This is a genomic window from Micromonospora sp. 067-2 (assembly GCF_046549295.1).
GTDB lineage: Bacteria > Actinomycetota > Actinomycetes > Mycobacteriales > Micromonosporaceae > Micromonospora.
In genome coordinates, this window is the sequence record NZ_JAJPWB010000010.1 from 225,581 (window position 1) to 248,746 (window position 23,166).

The window sequence follows — 23,166 nt, forward strand, 5'->3', positions numbered from 1 at the left end:
GCAGATCCTCACGACGCGCCCGCCCGCACCCGCGTACCGGCGTCGCCCTGGCGCTCGGCGGCGCGCAACGCGGCCTTCCGCTCGGCGGCGCGCAACGCGGCCAGGGCGCTCGGCACCAGGGTGTCGGCCCGGTGTGCGTCGCGGGACAACTCGACGCTGACCAGCCCGGGATACCCGACGTCGGTGAGGGCGCCGAGCACCGCCGGGAAGTCCATGTCGCCCTCCCCCGGCGCCCGGTGCTCGTGCTTGCCGCGCGGCATGTCCTCGACCGCGCAGGCACCCAGACGGGGGCCGAACGCGTACACCGCCTCGGCCGGGCTGTGCCGGCCGGACACCAGGCAGTGGCCGGTGTCCAGGGCGAGCGTCAGGCCGGGCACCTCGGCGGCGAGGCGCGCCCAGTCGTCGCAGTCGTCCACCAGCATCCCGGGCTCGGGTTCGAACGCGCAGACCACACCCCGCCGGGCCGCGTAATCCACCACGTCGGCGACCCCGTCGACCAGCCAACGCCAGCTTCGATCGCGATCCAGTCCCGGCTGCGGCACCCCGGCCCAGAACGACACCGCCTCACTGCCCAGGCCGGCCGCGACGTCCACACAGGTCCGTAGGAAGCTGCGCCGCCGTGCGCGGTCGGACTCGTCGGGCGCGACCAGGGTCGGGTGGTGCTTACGGCGTGGGTCGAGCAGGAACCGGGCACCCGTCTCCACGACACTGGCCAGGCCCAGCCGGGACAGCCGGCGGGCCAACTGCTCGGTACGGCCGGCCAGGTCCGGGGCGTACGGGTCGTGGTGGGCGACGTCGACGGTGAGGGCGACCCCGTCGTAGCCGGCATCCGCCAGCAGGTCGAGCGCGTCGGAAAGGCGGTGCGAGGTGAGTCCGTTGGTGTTGTAGGCGTAGCGAAGCGTCATCGTCCGCTCCGGGCGACGGCGTGCCGGCTGGGCTCGCGGTAGAGCGGATAGAGCGGGCCGACGATTTGCGCGGCTCCCGCCAGGTCGAACCAGGCGGTGCCACCCAGCCGCTCCCGGCCGGCCTCGTCGAGGATCACGGCCGCGGTGCCGACGCGCGGTGGGGGCCCGTACCCCACCAGGGGCGAGTCCCGCTCGCCCAGCCGCGCGACGCCTCGGGCGCCGATCCGGCCGTAGGACATGGTCTCCGCCTCGAGGCCCGGCACGATCACCTTGACCGCGACGGCCGCGTCGTCACTCGGGGTCGCGACAACCAGGACGTCGAAGTCGGCGAGCCGACGCAGCAGCTCGTCCAGCAGGGCCGGCGGCTCGTCCAGGCTGCCCGGTGCGACGGTGGGCAACGCCGAGAAGGCAACGCTCTCGCGCTGGGCCAGCACGGTCGGCTCCAGCAGGGCGAGCAGCCGCTGGCCGTCGAGCCGCGTCCAGCGCCGCATGGCGTCGAGCGCGCGTGGCTCCTGCGGCGCGGGCGGCCGGGCGAACTCACGCTGCCAGTACGCCTCCGGCGCGACCGGGCGCACCCGGTCGATCGGGTCGTGGGCGAAGACCTTCCGGGAGCGGGAGGAGACGTACTCCAGCAGCGCCTTGCGCAGCGCGGTCTCGCGGTCCGGGTGCACCGCCTCTCCGCACGCGGTCACGGTGAGTGGTGGCGTCCGTGGGTCCGCGTCGATGCCGACCACGTGCACGTCGGCCATTCCGAACGCGGTGCTGGCGAGCTTCGCCAACACCTCGATTCCGGCGCTGCGCAGCCGGTCCAGCGTGGTCAGGGTGACCGGGTCGGCAACCGCGTCGAGGTCGATGACGATGCCCCGGTCCATCGCCCGGAACGCGGTGGTGTTTCCGTCGCGCTGCAGCAGTTCCAGCAGGCCGTGCGCGACGGCCCGTTCGATGGTGTCGCCGGCGCCGGCACCATTGGTGATCACGGTGACCAGCCGCTCCGTGGGGTCCTGCCCGGGCAGGTCGGCGTCGGACGTGGCGCAGAACTCCGCCGGCACCAGCACCGTCTCACCGGTACGCCAGCGCACCGTGGGCAGCCAGGAGCGCGGCTGGTCGTCGTCGACCACCGTCCCGGCAGGCAGCACCAGCGACCGTGGGTCGACCACGCCGGTCGGGCCCACCTCACGCCGCAACTCGGTGAGGGAGGCGTGGCGCAGAGTCAGCGCGCGCAGGTGGCGGTGCAGCAGCAGGTCCTCGACCAGCTCGCCGTACGCGCCGATCCGCGCCTGCTCGGCGGTCCCCCCGTAGCCGAAGGCGACGGCGCGCGGCCAGCCGTCGCCAAGATGGTCGGCGGCGACGACCGGCAGCCCGAGCCGGTCCAGCGCGCTGACGTCGAAGTCCCCCACCTCTCCCGGCGGCAGGGCGTCGGCGAGCCGGTCGGCGATCGACGGCGCGGCGACGGTGACCGCGGGAGGACGCAACGCTCCGGTCATGACAACTCCTCGATCGGGATCGGTCCGGCCACCGGCTGCCCGGCGAGCTGCCGGTCGAACAGGGTGAGCACCTGCTTGCGGGAAACCGGTGCGGCGTACTCGAAGGGGGTGGCGACAGCCTCGAAGTCGACCTGCTCGACCAGCTCACGGGCGCGGCGTACCTCGGCGTGCGACAGCGGCACCTGCGCGTGGTACGCCTTGTGGCAGGAGAGCCCCACCGGGGTCGTACCGGCCAGGTCCACCTTGATCAGGTCACCGACGAAGAGGATGCCCCGCTGGGAGTCGTGCAGCACGTTGTGCCCCGGGAAGTGGCCGCCGCTGTTGTACACGACAAGTCCGGGCGCCAGCTCGTGCCGGTCGTCGATCGGCCAGGTGACCCGGAAGGCCTTGGTCCAGACCAGGTCGTCCACGCCGATGGCGAGCACCGGCGGAGCCAGCTCGTCCTGGAGCTGCCAGAGCGCCCCGTAGCCGTGCACGTGGCTGGCGCCGAGCGCCACCAGGCCACCAGCGGCGCGTAGCCGGGTCAGCGCCGCCGGCGGATACCAGCCGGCGGCCTCCCAGCCGACGGGGCCGGCCGGCGTCTCGATCACCCAGCCGGTGCTGCCGAGCCCCAGCTGCGGCTCGCACCAGTAGCCGGTCACTCCGGGGGTCACCTCCGCCCACCGTGCCTCCCGGCCGGCCGCGACGTCGTCGGCGCGGGCGAAGTCCCAGCCGTCCTCGGGCAGCGCGTTGCGGACGTCGGTGCAGACCGGGCAGAACGGTGGTGCGGCGAACCACCGTTGCCAGAACCCGCAGTTGCCGCAGGCGTACGGCTGCAACGGCATGGTCAGCTCCTTCCGGCGGCGGTGCACAGCAGCTCGTACAGGCGGAGGTCGCGCTCCAGCGGCCAGGGCCAGGGCGCGCCCCGGACGGCGGCGGAGAAGGCGCTCAGCTGGGCCGTGAAGGGGCCGGTGGCGGCGTCGAACGGCACGTCGGCGGCGACGCCGGTCGCCGCGTCCAGACGGGTGAGGGTGCCGCCGGCGGTCTGACCCATGGTGTCCACCGCGACGAGTTGGGCGTGGGTGCCGACGACCTCCAACCGGCGGCGGGGCAACGGATCGGCGGTGTTGAACGACACGTGCGCCTGCACCAGAACGCCGCCGCCGGTCGAACCCAGCAGCACCGCCCCGTCGTCCACGTCGTACGCGTGCACCCGGCGCTGGGTGCGGACGGTCAGCTCGGTCAGGTCGTCGCCGAGCAGGACACCCACCAGGTCGATCCCGTGCGGCGCCAGGTCGATGAGCGCGCCGCCGCCGGAGCGGGCCGGGTCGACCCGCCAGTTGTCGTGCGTACGGCCGTCCGGGCTCCAGCCCGGCGGCAGCCAGCAGCCGTAGACGATCCGGACGGCGGTGACCGTTCCGAGGTCACCGGCGGCGACCAGCTCGGCGATGCGCCGGTGGGCGGGGTGGAAGCGTTGGTCGAACCCGGCACCGGCGAGCACCCCGTCGGCGGCGCTGACGAGCCTGCGGGCCTCGAACAGGTCGGCGGCCAGGGGCTTCTCGCACAGCACCGGCAACCCGGCCTTGGCCACCGCGGCGACCACGTCGGCGTGGGCGTGGTTGGGGGTCGCCACGTAGACGGCCTCGACGCCGGGGTGGTCGAGCAGCGCGTCCAGGTCGGTGGTGGCCAGCGCCTCGGGGGCCAGCGCCCGGGCGGCGTCGGCGTCCCGGTCGCAGGCGGCCACCAGTCGACCGCCGCTCGCGCGCACCGCCGGGGCGACGTACTCGCGGGCGACCCAGCCGCAGCCGACGATTCCCCAGCCCGACGCGTCGTCCACCGCGCTCACCACCGCTCGGGCAGGTCGAGCAGGAGCCGGCGTCGCGCAGCGTCCGGTCCCGGTGTGTCCGGCCAGCGCCCGGGCAGGTAGGAGGCGGCCCGGGTGCCGTACTCGGTCGCCCACCGCTCGTCCGGCCAGCGCCGGGTGCCGTCGTGGCCGTAGAGCGGGTTGCGCCGCAGGGTGCTGCCGGCCGGCGGCAGCACCAGCGCCGGGTCGGCGGCCGCGTCGGCCTCGTCGCGAGCCAGCCCGAGAGCCTCGGTGCCGGCCAGGGCCGCGGCATCGGCCGGAGCCGGTGTCCGTCCGGCTACGGCGGCGCCGGTCAGCTCCTCCTCGGCGTACGCGGTGGCCCCCGGCAGCAGCGCGGTCCAGCCGTCCGGGTCGAGCGGCAGCCCGGCCCGGCCGGCCGGGTGCCGCGCGTTGTGCAGGTGACCGAGCAGCAACGCGCCGCCCGGGCCGGCGAGGTCGAGTGCGGCCGCGACGAAGGCGGGCTTGTCCGGCAGGAAGTACAGCGCGTCGTGGCACGCGACGTGGCGTGGCGTACCCCCGGTGGGCAGTGGCCAACCGGCGGTCAGGTCGGCGCAGACCAGCGCGACCGGCGCGGCCGGCGGCAGCACGAAGCGGCGGGCCAGCCAGAGCTTGGCGAAGACGACGTCCACGCCGGTGGCCCCGGGGTTCCCGTGCCGAACCAGGTGGCGCAGCAGGTGACCGGCCCCGCAGGCCAGGTCGACCACCGGCCGCCTCGCCGGAGGGTGGGCGGCGGTGAGGGCGAGGGCGGCCAGCCAGCTCGGGTCGCTCCAGCGGTGCTGGAAGTATCTGCCGACGCGGCCCAGGGCGAGCAGGTCGACGGCCTCGCTGAGGGTCCGCGCCCGCAGGGCCGCGCGCAGCCGCGCCGGAGCGGGTGGGGCGGCGTCCCACCAGTCGTCGGCGTCGGCGAGCAGGACCACGGCGGCGCTGTCCGGGTCGGCGCGGTCGAGGGCGGCGACCGCCCGCTCCCGCAACTCGTCGCGGGCGGGCCGCAGCCAGGGGATCCCCTCCACCACCGGCCAGCGACGCTCGCCGTCGGTCAGCGTGTGGGCGGTGTCGGCACGCAGCGGTGCGCCGTCCGGGCCGCGCCAGGTCACCGCGACGGGAGCGCCGACGGCGGTCACAATCCGGCCGCCCGCAGCACGTCCCGGTGGTAGCCGAGCACCGGCCCGTCGTGCACCAGCTCCAAATCCACGAGCGCCTGCTCCACGGTGAAGGCGGCGGCACGGGCGTGATGGTGCACCTGGAGCACCCGGTCGAGGACGTCGGCGGCGTGGAACGCCTGCCCGAGCGGTGTCTCCGCAGCCGCCCGGTGCGCCAGCACCGCGCCGGTCCGGGCGGCGAGCGGCTCGGGCAGGTCGGCCAGTTCGTCGCGGGTGAGCCGGTCGACGACCTCGTCGAGGTACGCGCCGAGCAGCTGTTCGCCGGCGAAGCCCGCGTCGGGCATCCGGGCGTTGTGCAGGTGGTGGGCCAATCCGAGCAGGAACGCGTCGCCCGGGTCGGCGCCGGTGTCCTCGGCGAGCAGAGCGGCGTAGACGGCGACGGCCCAGCAGTGCTCGGCGTGGTTCTCGGCGGGTTCGACGACGAGTCGGGGCCGGCCCGGGGCGGTCGCGCCGGCCCGGGGCTGGTCGCACAGCGCGGTCACGAAGGACGGCGGTTTCCCGGCTCCGATCGGCTGCGCCGCAACCAGGGCGGGTAGCGCGGAGTCCAGCCACCGGGCGGTGACCGGGTGCAGGTCCACGGCCAGGTCGTCGATCGCCCGGCGCAGGATCGTCTCGGTCTGCGCGGCGCTCAGGCCGCAGGCGACGAGGCTCGCGGCATCCAGGCCGCCGAGCCGGGCCCCGGCGACCGCGGCGGCGCACTCCCGGGCCGCGACGCCACCCACGTCGGCGCCGGCCACCAACGCCGACCAGGCACGGACGAAGGCCCGCTGGGCGGCGGAGCCGACAGCGTGCGCCACCCGGACCCGTTTGAGGTCGCCCACCTCCCGGAACAGCGTCGGCACCGAGGCCAGCCGGTCCGCTGGGACAGCGACCAGCTCGGTGGTCATGCCGGCTGGTCCAACCAGCTGAGCAGCATCCGCTCCTGAGCGTGCAGCGCGTGCTCGGGAGGCCGGCCGTCGCTGGTCGTGGGCGCCTTGAAGAAGTATCCGAGCTGCTCCTGCGCGCCAGCTTCGCCGCGACGGGCGGCCTCGTCGATCAACCGGACCAGTTCGAGCACGAGCGGCGCCGCGAGGATGGAGTCCCGACACAGAAAGTCGATCTTCATCTGCATCCGCTGGCCGAGGAAGCCGATCAGATCGATGTTGTCCCACGCCTCCTTGGCGTCCCCCCGCGGCCGGTAGTAGTCGATGCGCACCACGTGGTCGTCCACGTCGTAGCCGAGGATCTGGTTGAGGACCGAACCCTTGGTGTCGAGCTTGCTCGCCAGCGACGAGGGATCGTCCAGGATCTGACCGTCCCGGTTGCCGAGGATGTTCGTGGAGTACCAGCCCTCGACGGTCAGTGCACGGGACCGGAACGCCGGCGCCAGCACCGTCTTGACCAGGGTCTGACCCGTCTTGCCGTCCTTGCCGGCGACCGGCACACCCTGCCGCCGCGCCAGTTGCAGCAGGGCCGGCACCTCGGCGCCGAGGCTCGGGGTGAAGTTGACGAACGGGCAGCCCTCCTGGATCGCGGCGTACGCGTAGAGCAGGCCGGGTGTGATCGCCGCGTCGTCGTGGTCCAGACCCGCCTCGAACGCGTCCAGTTCGGCCAGCACCGGTGCGCCCGGGTCGGGACGGGCCTCGGTCGAGGCGAGGTTCACGACCACCACACGATCCAGCCCCTGCGTCTGCTGGAAACGGCGCAGGTCGGCGCGGAGGTGCTCGACCCGGCCGCGCAGCGGCCCGACCGGCACCACGTTGGCGCCGCTGGCGTTGCGGCAGTACGCCGGATCGGCGACCGCCGGCCATGGTCGGATCTCCTGCATCGGTTCGGCGACCGCCTCGAGGTGCGCCGGTTCGACCACGCGGTGCACCTGGGCGGCCTTGGCCAGGTCGTCCACGGCGAGATCCCAACCACCGAAGACGAGCGCCTCGTACGGCACCAGATCGGTGCGACCCGCCAGCGGCAGCCCGGACATGTCCCCCGTCCCGAGCCGCAGCAACTCCACACCGGCAACCGCGGTGGTGGCGACCGCACCACCCAGCCCGACCACCGCTACCCCAACCCGTCGACCCGTCACGCTTCCCCCAGTCCCCGCCGGTCTCTCTGATCCGGGCCGCCGTGTTCCCGCTGAACGCCGGACCAGTCATGGGAGTTCGTCGATCCGGCGGGATCGGGCAATTCCCGTCGCCGCGCTGTCGGTTCCGGTGAAGATGCAGGTGGAGGCGGGCACGACCAGGGGAGGTTGGCTCGTGAAGGTCCTCGTCGCCGGGGGAGCCGGATTCATCGGCAGCACCATCGCGACCCGGCTCATCGACGCCGGCCACACCCCCGTCATTCTCGACAACCTGACCACCGGTCGGCGGGAGTTCTGCTACGGGCGGATCTTCCACGAGGGCGACATCGCCGACGCCGACGTGGTCGACGACGTCCTGCGACGGCATCCGGACATCGACGCGGTGGTGCACTGCGCGGCGCTGATCGTGGTGCCGGACTCGGTGGCCCGGCCGGTGGACTACTACCGGGCGAACGTGTCGGCGACGCTCGAGTTCGTCGACCGGCTCCTCGCTCACCGGGTGCACCGGATCATCTTCAGCTCGTCGGCGTCCATCTACGCGCCGGACCGCGGCCTCGCCGTGGACGAGGCGTCGCCGCTGCACGCCACCAGCCCGTACGCCTCCACGAAGATGGTGGTGGAGCGGATGCTCGCCGACGTCGCCGCGAGCAGCCCGCTGCGGGTGCTGTCCCTGCGCTACTTCAATCCGGTGGGAGCGGACCCGCTGCTGCGAACCGGTCTGCAGGTTCCGGCCCCCACGCACGCCCTGGGCCGGCTCGTCGAGGCACACCTGACCGGAACGCCCTTCCCGGTGACCGGCTCGGACTGGCCCACCCGGGACGGCACCGGCCTGCGTGACTACGTACACGTCTGGGACCTCGCCGCGGCCCACCTCCGCGGGCTGGAGCGGTTCGACGACCTCTTTCCCCCCGGCGCCTGCCCGCACCGGGCGATCAACCTGGGCACCGGAACCGGCACCACCGTGCGGGAGCTGGTCGCGGCGTTCAACCAGGTGATCGCGCGTCCGGTCCGGACGGTCGAGGCGGTACGGCGGCCGGGCGACTCCGCCGGCGCGTACACCCGCAGTGCCCTTGCCTGGGAGTTGCTCGGCTGGCGGGCGGAGCACGACCTGGCCTCGGGCATCCGGGACGCGCTGGCGTGGCACAGCCGGCGGGAGCGGCTGCTGCCCGACCTCGCGCCGCTGCCGCACCGGCTGGCCAGCTGAACCGGCCGGCAGTCAGCTCACCACTGCCGAACCGACCCCACCGGCCGCACCGTCAGGTCAGCCCGTTGGCCCTGACCACGTCGCGGTACCACCCGGCGCTGGCCTTGGGCACGCGGCGCTGGGAGCCGTACTCGACGTAGACGAGGCCGAAGCGCCTGCCGTACCCCTCGGCCCACTCGAAGTTGTCCAGTAGGGACCAGACGAAGTAGCCCCGCAGGTCGACGCCCTGCCCGAGGGCCACGTGCGCGGCGCGCAGGTGGGCGTCGAGGTACGCGATCCGCTGGGGGTCGTTGACGTGGCCGGCGGGGTCGAGGTAGTCGTGGAAGGCTGCGCCGTTCTCGGTGACGTAGAGCGGGAGCGGCCCGTACTCCTGCTGCAACCGCAGCAGCATCTCGGTGAGCCCTTCGGGCTGGATCGGCCACTCCATCGCGGTGCGTGCGACGTCCGGTGGCAGGCGTACGCCGGCGGCGAGGGGATCGGTGCCGGCTGGCTCGTCGGCGGCGAGGTTGGGGCGGTAGTAGTTGACGCCCAGGAAGTCCAGCGGGGTCGCGATCGTCGCCAGGTCGCCGTCGTGCACGAAGGCGAAGTCGCTGACCGGGCGGTAGAGCTCGACCACGTCGGCCGGGTAGTGGCCGCGCCGCAGCGGGTCGAGGAAGAGTCGGTTGAGCTGCCCGTCCATCCGTCGCGCCGCGGCCTGGTCGGCGGGATCGTCGGTGGCCGGGGCGACCGGGGACAGGTTGAGGGTGATGCCGACCCGGGCGGCGGGGTCGCGGTGTCGGATCGCCTCGGCGGCGAGGCCGTGGCCGAGCAGCAGGTGGTGCGTGGCGGCGAGCGCTGCGGCGGGCTCGGCCCGGCCCGGCGCGTGCAGCCCGTAGCCGTATCCCAGCCAGGCGGACACCCACGGCTCGTTGAGGGTGGTCCAGTCGGCCACACCGTCGGCGAGGGCGTCGTGCACCACGTCGGCGTACTCGGCGAAGCGCTGTGCGGTCTCCCGCGCGACCCACCCGCCGCGGTCCTCCAGGTACTGCGGGAGGTCCCAGTGGTAGAGCGTGACGAAGGGCGTGACACCGCGCTCGTGCAGCCCGTCGACGAGCCGGCGGTAGAAGTCGAGACCCTTCTGGTTGACCTGCCCGGGCTCGGGCATGACCCGGGGCCAGGAGATCGAGAACCGGTACGCGTCGACCCCGAGTTGCGCGATGAGGTCGAGGTCGGTGTCCAGCCGGTGGTAGTGGTCGCAGGCGACAGCGCCGGTGTCGCCGTTGCGGACCGCGCCCGGTGTCGCGGCGAACGTGTCCCAGATGGAGGGTGTGCGCCCGTCCTCGGTTGCCGCGCCCTCGACCTGGTAGGCCGCCGTGGCGGTCCCCCAGACGAACCCCTCCGGGAAACGGAACATGCGCCCTCCCTCAACCGATCGAAAGCCTTTCGATCGAAGATCAGGGTACGGTTCTGGCAACCAGCCGGTCAATGGAGGACGAGCATGTCCCGATCCACCCGTCCACCGCTGGCGGCCATCGCCGCCGAGACCGGGGTCTCCGCGCCCACCGTCTCCAAGGTGCTCAACGGCAGGTTCGACGTGGCCGAGGCGACCCGCATCCGGGTGGAGGCCGCGCTGGCCCGACACGGGTACGCGGTACACCGACCGAGGGCGGGTGGCCTTATCGACCTGCTGCTCAGTGACGTGCACAGCTCCTGGGCCGACTCGATCGTGCGATCCAGTGTGGAAGCCGCGGCACAGGTGGGCCTCAGCGTCGTGGTCTCCACCGAACGCGCCCGGGCCACCCGTGGCGACTGGTTGGAGGCGACCCTGCGTCGCGGGACCGACGGGCTGGTCGCGGTCGTGGATCCGCTGCACCCCGCCGACCGTGCCCGGCTCACCGGCTGCGGGGTGCCGGTGGTCCTGCTCGATCCGCTCGGCGGCCCGACCGACGATCTGCCCTCGGTGGGGGTGACCAACTGGGAGGGCGGGCTCGTCGCCACCGAGCACCTGACCGGGCTGAGACACCGGCGGATCGGGATGATCGGCGGCCCCCGGGAGTTCTGGTCGACCAGGGCCCGGGTCGACGGCTACCGCGCGGCGTTGGGTCACGCCGGCCTGCCGAGCGACGAGAGCCTGATCCGGTACGGCACGTTCAACGAACCCGCCGGGCAGGAACACACCCACGCGTTGCTGAATCTGGCCGATCCACCGACAGCGATCTTCTGCGGCAACGACGAGCAGGCCGTCGGCGCGTTACGGGCGGCCCGGGACCGGGGCCTACGGGTGCCGCAGCAGCTCAGCCTCGTCGGCTTCGACGACATTCCTCTCGCCCGCTGGCTGAGCCCCGCCCTCACCACCGTCCGGCAACCGTTGGAGGCCATGGCCGCGGATGCCGTACGGCTGCTGGCGCGGCAGATCGAGGGGGCGGAGCTGGACGCGCACCGCACCGAACTGTCGACCTCGCTGGTGGTCCGCGAGAGTTCGGGACCGCCGGCCTGAGGTCAGCGTCGCGGGGCCGCCGTCGAGGCGCGGTTCACCAACCGCACCGCGAGGCTGGTGTCGCGGCTGCTCAGCCGGGGTTGCTGGATGCGTTCCAGCAGGTGCCACACGGCCTGCGCGCCGAGCAGTTCCTTGTCGGCGGCCATCGTGGTGAGTGGCGGCACCGTGTGCGCGGCCATGGCGATGTCGTCGTAGCCGATGAGACTGACGTCCTGCGGGACCCGCAGACCCCGCGAGCGTGCCGTCTCCAGGGCGCCCAGCGCCGACTCGTCGTTGGCGCAGAAGACCGCCGTCGGTGGCTGACCCAGATCGAGCAGCTCCGCCATCCGCGCCGCGCCGGTTGCGGTGTCGAAGTTGCTCCGGCGTACGTACTCCGGGCGCTCGGTCAGGCCGCGTTCGGTCAGCGCCCGACGGTAGCCGGCGAGCCGGGCCTGGGCGGGCAGCACCTCGGCCTGGCCCGTGATGATCGCCGGCACCGGGTCGGTGTGGCCCAGGTCGAGCAGGTGCGCGGTGGCCTGGAACGCCCCCGCCTCGTCGTCGTGGCGGACATAGTCGACAGGCAGGTCGGTCACCTCGTGTTCCAGCAGCACGCACGGCGTACCGGTGTCGACGATGCGACCCAGGAAGTCCCGGTCGCTGGTGTGGCTGAGCACGAGCAGCCCGCCCACCTGGCGACGCTGCACCGAGAGCGGCAACCCTCCGGTGGCCGGGTCGAAGACCTCGTAGCTCGTGGAGATGTGGAGCCGGGCGCAGGCCTGCTGCGCGCCGAAGAGCACGGAGGCGAAGTATGGGCTGGTGGGAACGAACATCGCGCTGATCTGCGAGACGAAGCCGATGCTGCTGACCAGCGGAGCGGCGGCGGCCGGGGTGCGGCGGCTGCGCGGTCGGTAGCCCAGCTCGTCGGCGGCCGAGCGGACCGCCGCTCGGGCTCCCGCCGAGACCCAGGTCTTGTCGGAGAAGACCGCCGAGGCCGTGCCGATCGAGACGCCCGCGCGCTCCGCCACGGCGCGCAGCGTCGACCGCTGTTGTGCCTCGGTCACCGCTGCCCCCCATCGTCGACACCGCGGGCCGGGTCGTACGCGCCGAGTCTAATTCACTGAACTTCAACTCGGGGACCGCCGCCGACGCCCGCTGGCAGCGCGTCCTCAGAAGGTGAGGACGATGCGGCCGAAGACCTCACCGGCATCCATTCGGCGGTGCGCCTCGGCGGCATCGGCCAGAGGTAGCACGTCGTGCACGACAGCGTGCAGGTTGCCTTCCGCCGCGGCGGCGAACTGCTCCGCCCGGATCCGGTTCCGCTCGCTGGTGGGCACGGTGTTGAGGCTGAACGTCGCGAAGGAGCGAGACCGTTGGAAGGTCCGCAGAAGTTCCATGCCGAAGTCTGCCGGAGGATGCCCACCGACGACACCGACGGCGACCATCCGGCCGTTGTCCGCGAGCCGGTCGAGGAATGACGGCATCTGCTGCCCGCCGACGACGTCGAGAATGACGTCGAACCCGTCGACAGGGGCCGTCCCGCCGTTACCGGCACGGTCGAGCACGACCGTTGCGCCGAGTTCCCGCAGTCGCTTCCCGCGCTCGGGCGAGGAGGTCGTCACCGCGATCGCGCCCGAGCCGCCGAGCGCGGCGAGTTGGACCGCCATGATGCCGATGCTGCCGGCAGCTCCCCGGACCAACAGCGACTCACCGGAGGAGATCCGGCCATGGGCGAGCGCGAAATGAGCGACGGGCCCGGCACTGCCGAGCGCCACCGCGTCGATCGGTGAGAGACCCTCCGGCAGCGGGGTCACGTCCTCGACCCGAGCCACCGCGAGCTCGGCGTAGGCACCGCCGGTCCCGGTGAACGCCCACACACTCCGCCCGATCCACGAGGCGTCGACCCCGTCACCGGCGGCGACCACCTGCCCGGCCACCTCGCTGCCCGGGATGAAGCCCTCCCGGAACCCGTACCCGCTCAGAGTGCCGCGTCGGATCACCGCATCGACGCCGCCGACGCCGATCGTGCCGACCTCGATGAGCACCTGACCGGCCGCAGGTCTGGGCGGCGGCACATCGATCACCGCCATGCCGTCTGGTTCCCCGAACACTCGTATGCTCACGGCCTTCATCTGCTCTCCCCGATCTCGAAGCCACCTGAGCGCGACCGTAGCCGAGCACGTCGTCTGCCGGCGTGAAGTGAGAGGTCATGGCCGAGCATGTGCCTCACATGTGACGGATGCGCCGACCACGACCCGTGGCGAGGACCGGGTCCGGTCGTCCAGGGGCATCATCGGGAGCCCGCGGTAGCGGCGGCGGCGCGAAGCGCGACGTCGACGAGCGTCACCCGACGGGGCAGATCGGGCTGCCGGACACGCTGCGCGAGGTGCCGGATCCCCTCGGCGCCGAGCAGCAGGCGGTCCGCGCCCACGACCGTCAGAGGCTGCGGACCAGGGGTTTCGCGGCCGACCACCGCGTCGGGCTCGTCGGACGGATCGGGTACCCGCCCGGCGAGGCCGTCGAGCGCCACCACGGAGACGGCACCGGGAACGGCGACGCCACCGGCGGCAAGCGCGGCCAGGACGCCGCGCGCCAGCGCGACGCTGCCGCAGACGACGGCGCTGGGAGGCCGGACGAGGGCGAACAGCGCGTCGGCGGCGGCGCGCCCGTCGGCGATGGTGCTCGTGGCCGACAGCCGCAGGTGATCGGCGTGACCATCGCGCTGGTGCTGGCGCAGCGCCGAACGGTGCCCGGCGAGCTGGTCGACGGCGGCGCCGTCCCGGCCGAGCACCAGGGCGGGGGGCGGAGCGGTGTGACCGAGCCGCAGTAGGTGGTCGGTGGCGAGGAAGGCGGCCCGCCGGTCGTGCGGGCGTACCGCGTCCGTCGCCTGGTCGATCCCGCTGTGCTGGATCATCACGCAGGGCACCCCCGCCTCGCGCAACCGCCGTGCCAGTCGCGGGTCCGCGTTGCCGACGAGAAGCGCACCCTGCGGCCGGTCGCGTCGCACAACCCACCGGCCCAGGACGTCGCCGGCCGCCCCGACGACGAGGGTGGCGCCCAGCTCGGCCGCCGCCTTCCGGGCGCCGATGTGCACCGGATCCGGCAGAACGGGCGGGGACGCGGCACTGCCGGTCAGCAGGGCGAGCGCGGTCACCGGCCGGCCGAGGGGCGCCGCGCGGCCACGGGGGTGGTATCCGAGGACGTCGGCGGCCTTCAGCACGGCGTCGCGGGTCTGCCGTGCCACCGGCTGGCGCCGGGTGAACGCGCTCGACGCCGTTCCCATCGAAACCCCGGCCAGGGTCGCCACCTCGTGCAGCGTTGGCCGACCATCGCCACGCATCCACCGCCTCCAGAATGAAACTTCATTCTTGTTCATTGGAGAAGGTACGCCGTGCCGAGAAGACGGCGCAACGACGGCCAGGGCTGCACGGCCACAGAGCAGGACAACACCGATTGAAACGGTCGACGGGCAGGACCCCCCTTGTTGAATCTTCAGATGGATCATCGCCACCACCGGCCGATCGGTGTCAGGGTGGCACCGGTCCGGTCCCCCTCAACCGATGTCGTCAGGAGCCAACCGATGACCCAGGCGGCCCCGACCCACCCCGTGGCCACCGCCCGCCCCGGCCCATTCACCCGAGACGGCCGCCGGCTGCTGCGCGACGGGCGACCGACCTTCCTGCTCGCCGACGCCGCCTGGGCCGCCTTCGTCCGGGCCGAACCCCACGAGTGGGCCGACTACCTGGCACTCCGCCGCGCGCAGGGCTTCACCGCACTGCTGATCAGTGTGCTGCCGATCCCGCACGACCAGTCCGTCGGGCCCGGCGACCGTCGTCCGTTCACCGTCGACGTCGGCGGACGGCGGCGCTCCGCCGAGCCGGACGCCGCGTACCTGCGGCGGGCTCGACTGATGGTCGAGGCCGCGCTCGACCACGGTCTCACTCCGGTGCTCGCCCTGCTCTGGCACAACTACGTTCCCGGCACCTGGGGCGCCGAGCTCACCCCGCACGCGCCGATGGACGCCGCGCAGACCCGCACGTACGTGCAACTCGCGCTCGCGGCCTTCGCCGGGCTCGACGTCATCTACTCGATCAGCGGCGACGAGGCGTACGCCGACGCCGCCCAGACGGCCCGCTACCGACAGGTCCTCGACGAGGTACGCGCCGCCGCTCCCACCAGCCTCGTCACGGCGCACCCGGCGACCGGACAACTTCCCCCGTCATCGCTCACGCACCGACTCGACCTGCTCGGCTACCAGTCCGGGCACGACGTCGACCACCTCGACCGCTGTCCCGACCTCGCCGGCGAACTCAGTCGCCGGCTGCCGGCGCGGCCCGTGCTCAACCTCGAGCCGTGCCACGAGGGACACGGCAGGGTCGGCGGAGCGGGTCGGCACGGGCCGGGTGCCGTCCGCGCCGCGATCTGGTCGTCGGTGCTCGGCGGCGCCACCGCCGGAGTCGGGTACGGCGCGCACGGCGTCTGGTCCTGGCACCGCCAGGGCGACGCGTTCGGCAACGCGCCGTTCTCCCGCCAGCCGTACCCCGTCGACCACGCCATGCATCTCGACGGCGCCCTGGACGCCGCCCTGGTCCGGCGGCTCGTCGAGGAGCACGACCTGTTCGACCTGCTTCCCCGGCAACGCCTGCTGGGGGGCGACCAGCCACGGATACGGGCCGCCGCCACCGCCGGCCTCGCGACGGTGGCGATCTACGCACCGCCGGGCCTGCCGGTGCTCCTTCCCGCCTATCTGGCGGAGCACGACGTGCTGACCGTCAACCTGAACCGACGCCGCCCGGTCGCCACCCGACTGGGCACCGACCCGTCGGGGCGCCTCGTCCTCGATGCCGAGCTGCCCGGGGCCGACCTGCTCCACCTGCTCCGACGCCGGTAGCAGCGGGCCCGCCGGGCCGCCGGACGCGCGACCTCGGCCCGGGTGCCGGCGGTACGGCGACCTCAGCCGCGGCTCGGCGGTGGGGCGACGGAGTCGCGCAGGATGAGCTGTACGTCGACGTAGGTGAGTCGTGGCGGCAGTTGCGGCTCACGGATGCGCTGGACCAGATGCCAGATGCCCTGCGCACCGAGGAGCCGCTTGTCGACCCGGACGGTGGTCAGCGCCGGGCTGCTGTGGCCGGCCAGATCGATGTCGTCGAAGCCGAAGACCGAGCACTGGCGCGGCACCGCGATCTGCCGTTCACGCAGCGACTGGAGCGCGCCGATTGCCGCGGTGTCGCTCCAGCAGAGGACCGCCGTCGGCGGGCGGGGCAGGTCGAGCAGCTGCCGCATCGCCAGCCGGCCACCGTACGGCCCGACATCCGGCGTGCGGCGCACGTAGCGCGGGTCCAGGCCGACGCCGTTGGCATGCAACGCGGCCCGGTAGCCCGCATACCGGTCGGCGATCGGCAGCAGGTCGTCCGGCCCGGTGATCAGGGCGGGCGCCGGGTCCCGGTGACCGAGTCTGATCAGGTGCTCGGTGGCCAGGGCGGCGCCGCGGGCGTCGTCGGCGCGCACGCTGTCCACGGGTATCCCCTCCACCGTGTGATCAACCAGGACGCACGCAATGCCGGTGGCGACGATGCGGGTCAGGAGCCGGGGCTGGATCCAGCCGAGGATCAGCAGCCCCTGCGCGGCGTGCCGCTGCACCACCAGCGGCAGGTCGGCATGGGGACCGTCCGCCGGCAGCGGCTCGTGGATCGTGGTGAGGCCGAGGTCCGCCGCGGCCCGCTGCGCTCCCTCGAGGACAGCCGAGTGGCGCGGGTTGGTGGGGCCGGGATAGTGGGCACCCCGGGCGAGCAGCCCGACGGTCCGCAGGCCCGGCACCTCCGTGGCGCCGATCCGCGGCCGTGGCCGGTAGCCGAGCTGAGTGGCCGCGCCGAGCACCGCCTCCCGGGTCCGCGCCGCGACCGGCTGCCGCCGCGAGAAGACACTGGAGGCCGTTCCGGTCGAGACCCCGGCCAGCGTCGCGACGTCCTGGAGGGTGGGGCGGCCCGACGAGCGCATGCCGCCCTCCGCGTCGTCGAAGTTCGGTCGGGTTTCACACGATAGGACGGGGTCTCGGTGTCGTCAACGCGGTCGGTTGCGGCTTCCGGGGCACGGTGGCGGGGGCGGCCGACGCCGCCTCACCGAAGGTGCTCGGCCAGGAACTGCGCCGTGACCCCGGCCGCGTGGGCCGCACCGCCGGAGTGGTCGCCGTAGGGCCACACCTTGAGCCGCTTGGGACCCGCGCAGTGCCGGTAGGCGGCCATCGTGGTCGACGGCGGGCAGACGTCGTCCATCAGTGCGACGGAGACGAGGGTGGGAGCGGTGATCCGGGCGGCGTGGTTGACGGCGTCGAAGTAGGACAGGGTTGCGAAGGTCTGCTCGACCCGGTCGGGGTTGGTACGCAGGTAGCGGGTGATCTCGAAGTACGGCTGCGCGTTGGTGGCCTGCGTGGCGCGTCGGTAGTGGCACAGCAACGGCACGTTCGCGACCACGGCGGCGAGGTCGGGGACGAGGCCGGCGACGGTGAGGGCGAGCCCGCCGCCCTGACCGTCGCCGGTGACCGCGATCCGCTCCGCGTCGACGGCGGGATGGGCGCGGGCGACCTCGACGGCGCGTACGGCATCGGTCATCAACCTCCGGTAGTAGTGCCGCCGCGGATCCCCCAGCCCTCGGGTGAGGTATCCGTTGGCGGATCCGCCGTACGGCTCCGGATCGACGTCCGGGGTGTCGCCGGGCAGGTCACTGCCCTGCCCGCGGTTGTCGACGACGAGGGTGGCGAAGCCCGCGGCCGGCGCCAGGAGCCACTGGTACGGCGTCGCCCGGCCGCGGTCGACGTCGACGTACTCGATCACGCAGGGCAGCGGCTCGCCCGCCGCGGCGGGCAGCAGCAGCCACCCTCTGATCCGGTCACCGGCCCAGCCGGAGAACGTCACATCGTGAACCCGCACCGCGGACAGCGCGGTGGCCACCGGGACGAAGTCCGGGTCGAGGTCGTGTTTGCGCGCCTCGGTGAGGGTCTCGCGCCAGAACGCGTCGAAGTCCGGCGGTTCCTCCCGTACGGGGTCGTAGTCGTGCAGCTGCGCCTCGGTGAGGTCGATGGTGGCCATGCCGCAGCGTAGGACGTCGGCGCGACGATCGGCCGGGGTGTGCTGAAGTTTCAGTGGCGACGGTCAGGACGGGTCGAGGCGTAGCTCGACGCGCCGGGCGGACGCACCGGCGGCCACGGCGAGCTCGACGCCGTCGCCGTCGACGCCCCGCACCGTGAGCCCGGCGGGCAGGTCGAGGCCGATCCGCAGCGCACCGTCGGTGCGGGCGAGGCGGACCGTCATCGGGCCGGCGGCGGTGACGACCGTGCTGCTCACCCGGGCGAGGTCGCCGAGCTGCGGATCGAGCCGCGTCCGTCGCCCGCCGGGGGCGAGGATCGTGTGGCCCAGCACCCCCTCGACCAGCGCGATCAGCGGCCCGGCGGCGCAGTGGCTCCACTGGTGGTCGCTGTCCGGCTCGACGTGCCACATCTCCTGGATGGTCCCGTTCGCCCGCACCGACGGCAGCGACGCCCACCGCCGCCGCAGCTCGTCGAGGACGGGCTGGATGCGCCGCCGCGCCGCCAGTGCCCGGAAGCGCCAGACCGCGTTCGCCGGGTAGGAGAGGCCGACCCGGGGATCCGGCGCGGCGAGCAGCTCGGTCATGGCGGCGAGCGCCCCGCCCGGTGCCAGGTCGTACCGGACGGCCGTGGCGAGGGACCGGTCGTCGAACCGGTACGCCGCCGGGGACGCCGCCCAGGGCAGGTTCGCGACGTACGCCTGCGGCCCCGGCGCCCAGAACGACGTGCGGACGAGCCCGGACAGCGCGTCGGCGAGGTCGCGCGCCGCCGCCGCCTCGGCGGGCTGCCCGGCCAGCTCGGCCAGGGGCGCGTACGCGAACCGGAGCATCGCGACGACGTAGAGGTTGAAGGCGCAGCTCTTCTCCCGCTGGGTGACGAACGCGTCGTGGTCGAGCCAGACCTGCGGCGAACCGAGCCCGCTCACCGGGATCAGCCCCGCCCGTTCGTGCCACCCTCGCAGGTAGGCGACGAGACGACGCAGCGGCCCGAAGACCGCGACGACGCTCGCCCGGTCACCGGTCTCCCAGTAGTGGTGCCAGCAGTCGAAGACGAACCCGACGCTGTGGTCCAGCATGGAGCCCCAGGCGGTGAGCCCCACCTCCCGCTGGCCGAGGCGGACCAGCCGGTCGGCGCCCGGCCAGCTGTCCAGGAACCACCCCTGTGTGGTCGCCCCCCGGGCGTAGCCGCGGACGAACCGGGCCGACTGCGCCGCCGCACCGAACAGCAGCCGGGTGACGTGCAGTTGGTGGCCCGCGTCGCCGCTGTACTGCTGCCGCTCGCGGCCCATTCCGTCCACGACCGCGTCCTGCGCGCTGTTGCGCACGGTGTTGAGGGTGGCCGTGAAGACCCGGTCGAGCAACACGTCGTCGGTCGAGACGAGCGGCCGTACGGGCCACGCGTACTCGCGGGCGCGGAAGTCGACCCGGCCGATCCGCAGCGGCCCGTCCGGGTTGCGGACGTGCAGCTGGATCCAGCGGCAGCACTCGTACTCGAAAGGTTCGTACCGGATCGGATCGGTGTCGAGAGTGACCCTCGACCAGCTGAACTGGCCAAGGTCGAGCCATCCCGTCGCGGTCGGGTCGTGCCCCTCGGCGGTGACCACCTCGACGATCGAGCCGGCTGGTCCGTGCAGCTCGACCCGGGGCCAGCCGACGCGCTGCCGGTCCAACCGGTAGGTGACGTACCAGGACCAGTTCTTCCCGCTGGGCGGCAGCAGGACGGCAGCGCCGACGGCCCGGCCACCGTCGGGCAGCGGGTGCGATCGGGTGTCCGGCGGCCCCGGCGTCCGCAGGTCGAACCAGTCGTCGGGGTCGGCGGTCCAGGACGCGCGCCCCGCGTCGGTGCGCACGGCAGGCAGCAGTCGTCCCTCGTCCATCTGCGGGATCGGCCGGGCGATCAGCGACCCGGCGGCCACCGGTCCGACGTCACCGACCACGTCACGCAGCGACCCGTCGATCGGTGGTCGGGACGCCGGCACGTCGAGCGGTACGGCCGCGTGCCAGCCTTCGCGCTCCGGCTGCGGATCGGTCAGCCAGTGCGGGTCCGCCCGGCGCAGGTCGGTCACCTCCTGCCACCCCCGCAGGTAGGAGCGGCGGGACGCACCCGGCGGGCGGGACCGGTCCACCCGCACCTGCCACCGCTGGTCGGTGCCGATCGTCTCGGTGCGACCGTCGGGGTGCTCGACGTCCAGGCGGCACAGGAGGCCGGGCCGGCCGGCGACGTAGGTCCCCTCCCCGACGCCGAGATACAGCACCTCGACGGCGATGACGTTACGCCCCGGTCGAAGCAGGTGGCCCAGCTCGATCTCGTCCACCTCGAGCACCCGGGGGTCGCACGGCGCCGGCCCCCAACCGGCGCGCTCGCCGTTGACGTGCAACCGGTAGCGGCTGTCCGCGCTGATCCGGGCGGTGGCCCGGCGGACCGGGCCGGGCAGCGTCAGCACCCGACGACAGAGCACGACCGTGTTGGGTAGGGCCCGCTCGCCGCCGACCCAGATCCAGCGGGCGGGTGTCAGGTCCACCGCGGGCTCGACGGTGGGCCAGCGGACTCCGGCACGCTCCGTCATTTCCACCCCATCCGAACGAGCAACGTACTCCACCCGAATTTTCAGAATGAAGTTCAATGAAAATACTCCGCGGCGACCCTATCGCGGGAACCTGCGTGCTGGGTAGCGTGCGGCATGGCCATCATCGACCTCACCGAGGAGCAGCTCCTCGACTACCGCTGTGAGCGGGAAGAGCCGGCGGACTTCGACGCGTTCTGGCAGGAGACCCTCACCGAGGCCCGCAGCCACGACCTCGACCCCGTCTTCGCGCCGGCGGTGACCGCGCTGCGGACCGTCGAGGTCCTCGACGTGACGTTCTCGGGCTGGGCCGGCGACCGGATCAAGGCCTGGCTGCTCATCCCGCGCGGCCTCGCCGGCCCGGTGCCCTGCGTCGTGGAGTTCATCGGGTACGGGTGTGGCCGCGCCACCCCGTACCAGTGGACGGCCACCCCCGCCGCCGGCTTCGCCACGCTGATCCTCGACAACCGGGGGCAGGGCGGCTGGCTCCCGGCCGACACCCCCGACCGGGAGCCCGAGCCGGTCCTCGGCGTCACGAACAGCTTCCTCACCCGGGGCCTCGGCGACCCCCGGCGGCACTACTACCGCCGGCTGATGACCGACGCCGTCCGGGCCGTCGAGACCGCCCGCGCCCATCCGGCGATCGACGACGCCCGCGTCGCGGTGGCGGGCGGCAGCCAGGGTGGCGGACTCGCGCTCACCGTGGCCGGCCTCCTCCCCGACCTCAGCGCCGCCGTCGTGCACGCCCCCTTCCTCTGTCACTACCGCCGGGCCACGCAGGTGACCGACTCCTACCCGTACTTCGAGATCACCCGCTACCTGCGGACGAATCCCGACCGGGTCGCCCAGACCTTCCGCACCCTGTCCTACTTCGACGCCGTCAACCACGCCGCCCGGATCACCGCCCCCACCCTCGTCACCGTCCCGCTGATGGACGACGTGTGTCCGCCGTCCACGGTCATGGCCGCCTACCAGCACTGCCCCGCCGAGAAGCAGCTGCGCGTCTGGCCGTACGGGGACCACGGCGGCGGCGAGACGCACGCCACCGGGGCGACGCTGGAGTTCGTCGCGAAGCGCCTCGCGGAGTAGCGGCCGCCCGTCACGGCAGCACCGGAAACCACTGCCGTACGGGCAGGCCCGCCAGCTCCATCAGCAGCTCGCTGTAGAGCGCGTCGGCCCAGCCGAACCAGGGCCGGGTGTAGTCGCCCGGATCGTCCACGTCGAAGCTCTCGTGCTGGCGACCGGTGCCGGCGTCGGTCGCGGCGAGCAACCGCGCGAGGCGGTGCCGCTCCGCGTCGTCGTCGCTGGTGAGCGCCGCCATCGTCAGCGCCAGCGGCCAGACCCGGCGACCCGGCGTGTGCGGGCTGCCGATTCCGCTGGCGAAGCGACCCACGACATGGTGTGGATTCGCGGGGCTGAGCACGAACCGTCGGGTGCGGCGGTAGAGCGGGTCGGTGCCGGCGCAGAAGCCCAGATACGGCAGGGAGAGCAGGCTGGGCACGTTGGCGTCGTCGAGCAGCGCCTGACCGCCGTGCCCGTCGACCTCGTAGGCGTACACCGCGCCGAGACCCGCCACCCGCCGCGTGCCGTGGGCGGCGATGCCGGCCCTGATCTCCGTGCCGAGGGCGCTGGCGGAGCGCGCCAGCGCACCACGACCGTCGAGCGCGGCCAGCTCGGCGAGGGCGTGCAGCGCCACGGTGGCCAGGGCGTTGGCGGGTACGTGGTAGCCGTACCGGCAGGCGTCGTCGCTGGGCCGGAAGCCCGACCAGGTCATTCCCGTCCAGGCGACGGACCCGCCGCGACCGCCGCCGCCGAGCTGGTCCCCCGGCCAGGCCCCGGCCCGGCGGAAGGCGTAGTCGGAGCGCTGCGGATGCGTCTGCTCCACCCGCCACAGCCCGAGAATGTCCTCGGCCACCTGGAAGAACTCCTCGTCCAGGTGTTCGGCGCGGTCGGCGGCCCGATGCAGCGCGTAGCCGAGCAGCAGGGGCGCGCAGAGCGAGTCCAGCTCGTACTTGCGCTCCCAGACCAACGGGCCGGGTGGCGGCTCGTCGGCACCGTCGGGCCGCTCCGGTCGTGCTCGGAAGGCATTGGCGTACGGGTCGACCCGGACGTAGGAGAGCTGCCGCCGCAGCACGCCGGCCAGCTCTCCGTACACCTGCGGGTCGGTGGCCGCGACCAGGTAGGGCCGCACCTGGGCCGCGCTGTCGCGTAGCCACATGGCCGGGATGTCCCCCGTGGCGACGAAGACCGTGCCGTCGTCGAGCGGCTGCATGGCCGCGCCCCAGCTGCCGGCGAAGCAGCCGTGGAACACCCGCGCCAGGCCGGGGTCGAGCCGCTCGGCGACGGTGTCGGCCACCGCGGCGAGCGCCGGAGGAAGTGCTCGGGGAGCCATCGGTGTTCCCTTCGGACCGATCG

The 23,166-nt window shown here is 73.6% G+C and carries 19 protein-coding genes; 4 read left to right on the plus strand and 15 right to left on the minus strand.

Annotated elements, in window-relative coordinates; translation table 11 throughout:
* Window positions 1–8: 8 nt before the first annotated feature.
* The 7 genes from ACLJN9_RS24375 to ACLJN9_RS24405 are packed head-to-tail and all read right to left on the minus strand — an operon-like array spanning window position 9 to window position 7,454.
* Entirely contained in the window at window positions 9–905 is an 897-nt protein-coding gene (locus ACLJN9_RS24375) for a sugar phosphate isomerase/epimerase family protein (protein ID WP_410813850.1), read from the minus strand.
* Complete coding sequence (locus tag ACLJN9_RS24380) at window positions 902–2,389, minus strand: YcaO-like family protein (protein WP_410813851.1); 1,488 nt, start codon at window positions 2,387–2,389, stop codon at window positions 902–904. The genes ACLJN9_RS24375 and ACLJN9_RS24380 overlap by 4 nt, the downstream gene beginning before the upstream one ends.
* Window positions 2,386–3,213, minus strand: coding sequence for a hypothetical protein (locus tag ACLJN9_RS24385; RefSeq protein WP_410813852.1), 828 nt, complete (start codon window positions 3,211–3,213; stop codon window positions 2,386–2,388). Before ACLJN9_RS24385 ends, ACLJN9_RS24380 begins: the two co-directional genes overlap by 4 nt.
* A 2-nt stretch (window positions 3,214–3,215) precedes the next feature.
* On the minus strand, window positions 3,216–4,205 hold the full coding sequence (locus ACLJN9_RS24390; protein WP_410813853.1) for a Gfo/Idh/MocA family protein: 990 nt from the start codon (window positions 4,203–4,205) through the stop codon (window positions 3,216–3,218).
* A gap of 5 nt (window positions 4,206–4,210) precedes the next feature.
* The gene (locus tag ACLJN9_RS24395; RefSeq protein ID WP_410813854.1) at window positions 4,211–5,353 is read right to left on the minus strand and encodes a class I SAM-dependent methyltransferase; all 1,143 of its coding nucleotides are present in this window, start codon (window positions 5,351–5,353) and stop codon (window positions 4,211–4,213) included.
* A complete protein-coding gene (locus tag ACLJN9_RS24400) occupies window positions 5,350–6,279 on the minus strand; it encodes an HD domain-containing protein (protein WP_410813855.1) in 930 nt (309 codons plus the stop codon). The genes ACLJN9_RS24395 and ACLJN9_RS24400 overlap by 4 nt, the downstream gene beginning before the upstream one ends.
* Entirely contained in the window at window positions 6,276–7,454 is a 1,179-nt protein-coding gene (locus ACLJN9_RS24405) for an inositol-3-phosphate synthase (RefSeq protein WP_410813856.1), read from the minus strand. Before ACLJN9_RS24405 ends, ACLJN9_RS24400 begins: the two co-directional genes overlap by 4 nt.
* Before the next feature lie 172 nt (window positions 7,455–7,626).
* On the opposite strand from ACLJN9_RS24405, the gene galE reads away from it, so the two are divergent.
* Window positions 7,627–8,655 (plus strand): UDP-glucose 4-epimerase GalE, encoded by a 1,029-nt coding sequence (gene galE, locus ACLJN9_RS24410; protein ID WP_410813857.1) that lies wholly within the window; start codon window positions 7,627–7,629, stop codon window positions 8,653–8,655.
* Window positions 8,656–8,707: 52 nt separating this feature from the next.
* Here galE and ACLJN9_RS24415 read toward each other — a convergent pair whose 3' ends face one another.
* Entirely contained in the window at window positions 8,708–10,048 is a 1,341-nt protein-coding gene (locus tag ACLJN9_RS24415) for a GH1 family beta-glucosidase (RefSeq protein ID WP_410813858.1), read from the minus strand.
* An 84-nt stretch (window positions 10,049–10,132) separates the two neighbouring features.
* On the opposite strand from ACLJN9_RS24415, the gene ACLJN9_RS24420 reads away from it, so the two are divergent.
* Window positions 10,133–11,131 (plus strand): LacI family DNA-binding transcriptional regulator, encoded by a 999-nt coding sequence (locus ACLJN9_RS24420; protein ID WP_410813859.1) that lies wholly within the window; start codon window positions 10,133–10,135, stop codon window positions 11,129–11,131.
* A gap of 2 nt (window positions 11,132–11,133) precedes the next feature.
* Here the strand turns inward: ACLJN9_RS24420 and ACLJN9_RS24425 are convergent, their stop codons facing one another.
* The 3 genes from ACLJN9_RS24425 to ACLJN9_RS24435 all read right to left on the minus strand — a co-directional run bounded on the left by ACLJN9_RS24425 (window position 11,134) and on the right by ACLJN9_RS24435 (window position 14,447).
* Window positions 11,134–12,171 carry a LacI family DNA-binding transcriptional regulator gene (locus ACLJN9_RS24425; protein ID WP_410813860.1) on the minus strand — a complete coding sequence of 346 codons (1,038 nt, stop codon included), beginning with the start codon at window positions 12,169–12,171 and terminating at the stop codon, window positions 11,134–11,136.
* 105 nt (window positions 12,172–12,276) lie between these two features.
* Window positions 12,277–13,239 carry a zinc-dependent alcohol dehydrogenase family protein gene (locus ACLJN9_RS24430; RefSeq protein WP_410813861.1) on the minus strand — a complete coding sequence of 321 codons (963 nt, stop codon included), beginning with the start codon at window positions 13,237–13,239 and terminating at the stop codon, window positions 12,277–12,279.
* Between the two features lie 158 nt (window positions 13,240–13,397).
* A complete protein-coding gene (locus ACLJN9_RS24435) occupies window positions 13,398–14,447 on the minus strand; it encodes a LacI family DNA-binding transcriptional regulator (protein ID WP_410813862.1) in 1,050 nt (349 codons plus the stop codon).
* Between the two features lie 240 nt (window positions 14,448–14,687).
* On the opposite strand from ACLJN9_RS24435, the gene ACLJN9_RS24440 reads away from it, so the two are divergent.
* A complete protein-coding gene (locus ACLJN9_RS24440; RefSeq protein WP_410813863.1) occupies window positions 14,688–15,998 on the plus strand; it encodes a DUF4038 domain-containing protein in 1,311 nt (436 codons plus the stop codon).
* 62 nt (window positions 15,999–16,060) lie between these two features.
* On the opposite strand, the gene ACLJN9_RS24445 is transcribed toward ACLJN9_RS24440, so the two are convergent.
* The 3 genes from ACLJN9_RS24445 to ACLJN9_RS24455 all read right to left on the minus strand — a co-directional run bounded on the left by ACLJN9_RS24445 (window position 16,061) and on the right by ACLJN9_RS24455 (window position 20,754).
* Complete coding sequence (locus tag ACLJN9_RS24445) at window positions 16,061–17,104, minus strand: LacI family DNA-binding transcriptional regulator (protein ID WP_410813865.1); 1,044 nt, start codon at window positions 17,102–17,104, stop codon at window positions 16,061–16,063.
* Window positions 17,105–17,223: 119 nt separating this feature from the next.
* Window positions 17,224–18,192, minus strand: a complete 969-nt coding sequence (locus ACLJN9_RS24450; RefSeq protein ID WP_410813866.1) for an acetylxylan esterase — start codon at window positions 18,190–18,192, stop codon at window positions 17,224–17,226.
* Window positions 18,193–18,255: 63 nt separating this feature from the next.
* The gene (locus ACLJN9_RS24455) at window positions 18,256–20,754 is read right to left on the minus strand and encodes an alpha-L-rhamnosidase N-terminal domain-containing protein (protein WP_410813867.1); all 2,499 of its coding nucleotides are present in this window, start codon (window positions 20,752–20,754) and stop codon (window positions 18,256–18,258) included.
* Window positions 20,755–20,868: 114 nt separating this feature from the next.
* Between ACLJN9_RS24455 and ACLJN9_RS24460 the strand changes: the two genes are divergently transcribed.
* Window positions 20,869–21,840, plus strand: a complete 972-nt coding sequence (locus tag ACLJN9_RS24460; RefSeq protein ID WP_410813868.1) for an acetylxylan esterase — start codon at window positions 20,869–20,871, stop codon at window positions 21,838–21,840.
* Between the two features lie 10 nt (window positions 21,841–21,850).
* Here ACLJN9_RS24460 and ACLJN9_RS24465 read toward each other — a convergent pair whose 3' ends face one another.
* Complete coding sequence (locus ACLJN9_RS24465; RefSeq protein WP_410813869.1) at window positions 21,851–23,143, minus strand: glycoside hydrolase family 125 protein; 1,293 nt, start codon at window positions 23,141–23,143, stop codon at window positions 21,851–21,853.
* Window positions 23,144–23,166: the final 23 nt, after the last annotated feature.

What these genes read in the sequence shown, in the direction of transcription:
- ACLJN9_RS24375 (WP_410813850.1), bottom strand. Translation starts at nt 905, where the DNA reads ATGACGCTTCGCTACGCCTACAACACCAACGGACTCACCTCGCACCGC.
- ACLJN9_RS24380 (WP_410813851.1), bottom strand. Translation starts at nt 2,389, where the DNA reads ATGACCGGAGCGTTGCGTCCTCCCGCGGTCACCGTCGCCGCGCCGTCG.
- ACLJN9_RS24385 (WP_410813852.1), bottom strand. Translation starts at nt 3,213, where the DNA reads ATGCCGTTGCAGCCGTACGCCTGCGGCAACTGCGGGTTCTGGCAACGG.
- ACLJN9_RS24400 (WP_410813855.1), bottom strand. Translation starts at nt 6,279, where the DNA reads ATGACCACCGAGCTGGTCGCTGTCCCAGCGGACCGGCTGGCCTCGGTG.
- ACLJN9_RS24415 (WP_410813858.1), bottom strand. Translation starts at nt 10,048, where the DNA reads ATGTTCCGTTTCCCGGAGGGGTTCGTCTGGGGGACCGCCACGGCGGCC.
- ACLJN9_RS24420 (WP_410813859.1), top strand. Translation starts at nt 10,133, where the DNA reads ATGTCCCGATCCACCCGTCCACCGCTGGCGGCCATCGCCGCCGAGACC.
- ACLJN9_RS24430 (WP_410813861.1), bottom strand. Translation starts at nt 13,239, where the DNA reads ATGAAGGCCGTGAGCATACGAGTGTTCGGGGAACCAGACGGCATGGCG.
- ACLJN9_RS24435 (WP_410813862.1), bottom strand. Translation starts at nt 14,447, where the DNA reads ATGCGTGGCGATGGTCGGCCAACGCTGCACGAGGTGGCGACCCTGGCC.
- ACLJN9_RS24440 (WP_410813863.1), top strand. Translation starts at nt 14,688, where the DNA reads ATGACCCAGGCGGCCCCGACCCACCCCGTGGCCACCGCCCGCCCCGGC.
- ACLJN9_RS24445 (WP_410813865.1), bottom strand. Translation starts at nt 17,104, where the DNA reads ATGCGCTCGTCGGGCCGCCCCACCCTCCAGGACGTCGCGACGCTGGCC.
- ACLJN9_RS24450 (WP_410813866.1), bottom strand. Translation starts at nt 18,192, where the DNA reads ATGGCCACCATCGACCTCACCGAGGCGCAGCTGCACGACTACGACCCC.
- ACLJN9_RS24455 (WP_410813867.1), bottom strand. Translation starts at nt 20,754, where the DNA reads ATGACGGAGCGTGCCGGAGTCCGCTGGCCCACCGTCGAGCCCGCGGTG.
- ACLJN9_RS24460 (WP_410813868.1), top strand. Translation starts at nt 20,869, where the DNA reads ATGGCCATCATCGACCTCACCGAGGAGCAGCTCCTCGACTACCGCTGT.
- ACLJN9_RS24465 (WP_410813869.1), bottom strand. Translation starts at nt 23,143, where the DNA reads ATGGCTCCCCGAGCACTTCCTCCGGCGCTCGCCGCGGTGGCCGACACC.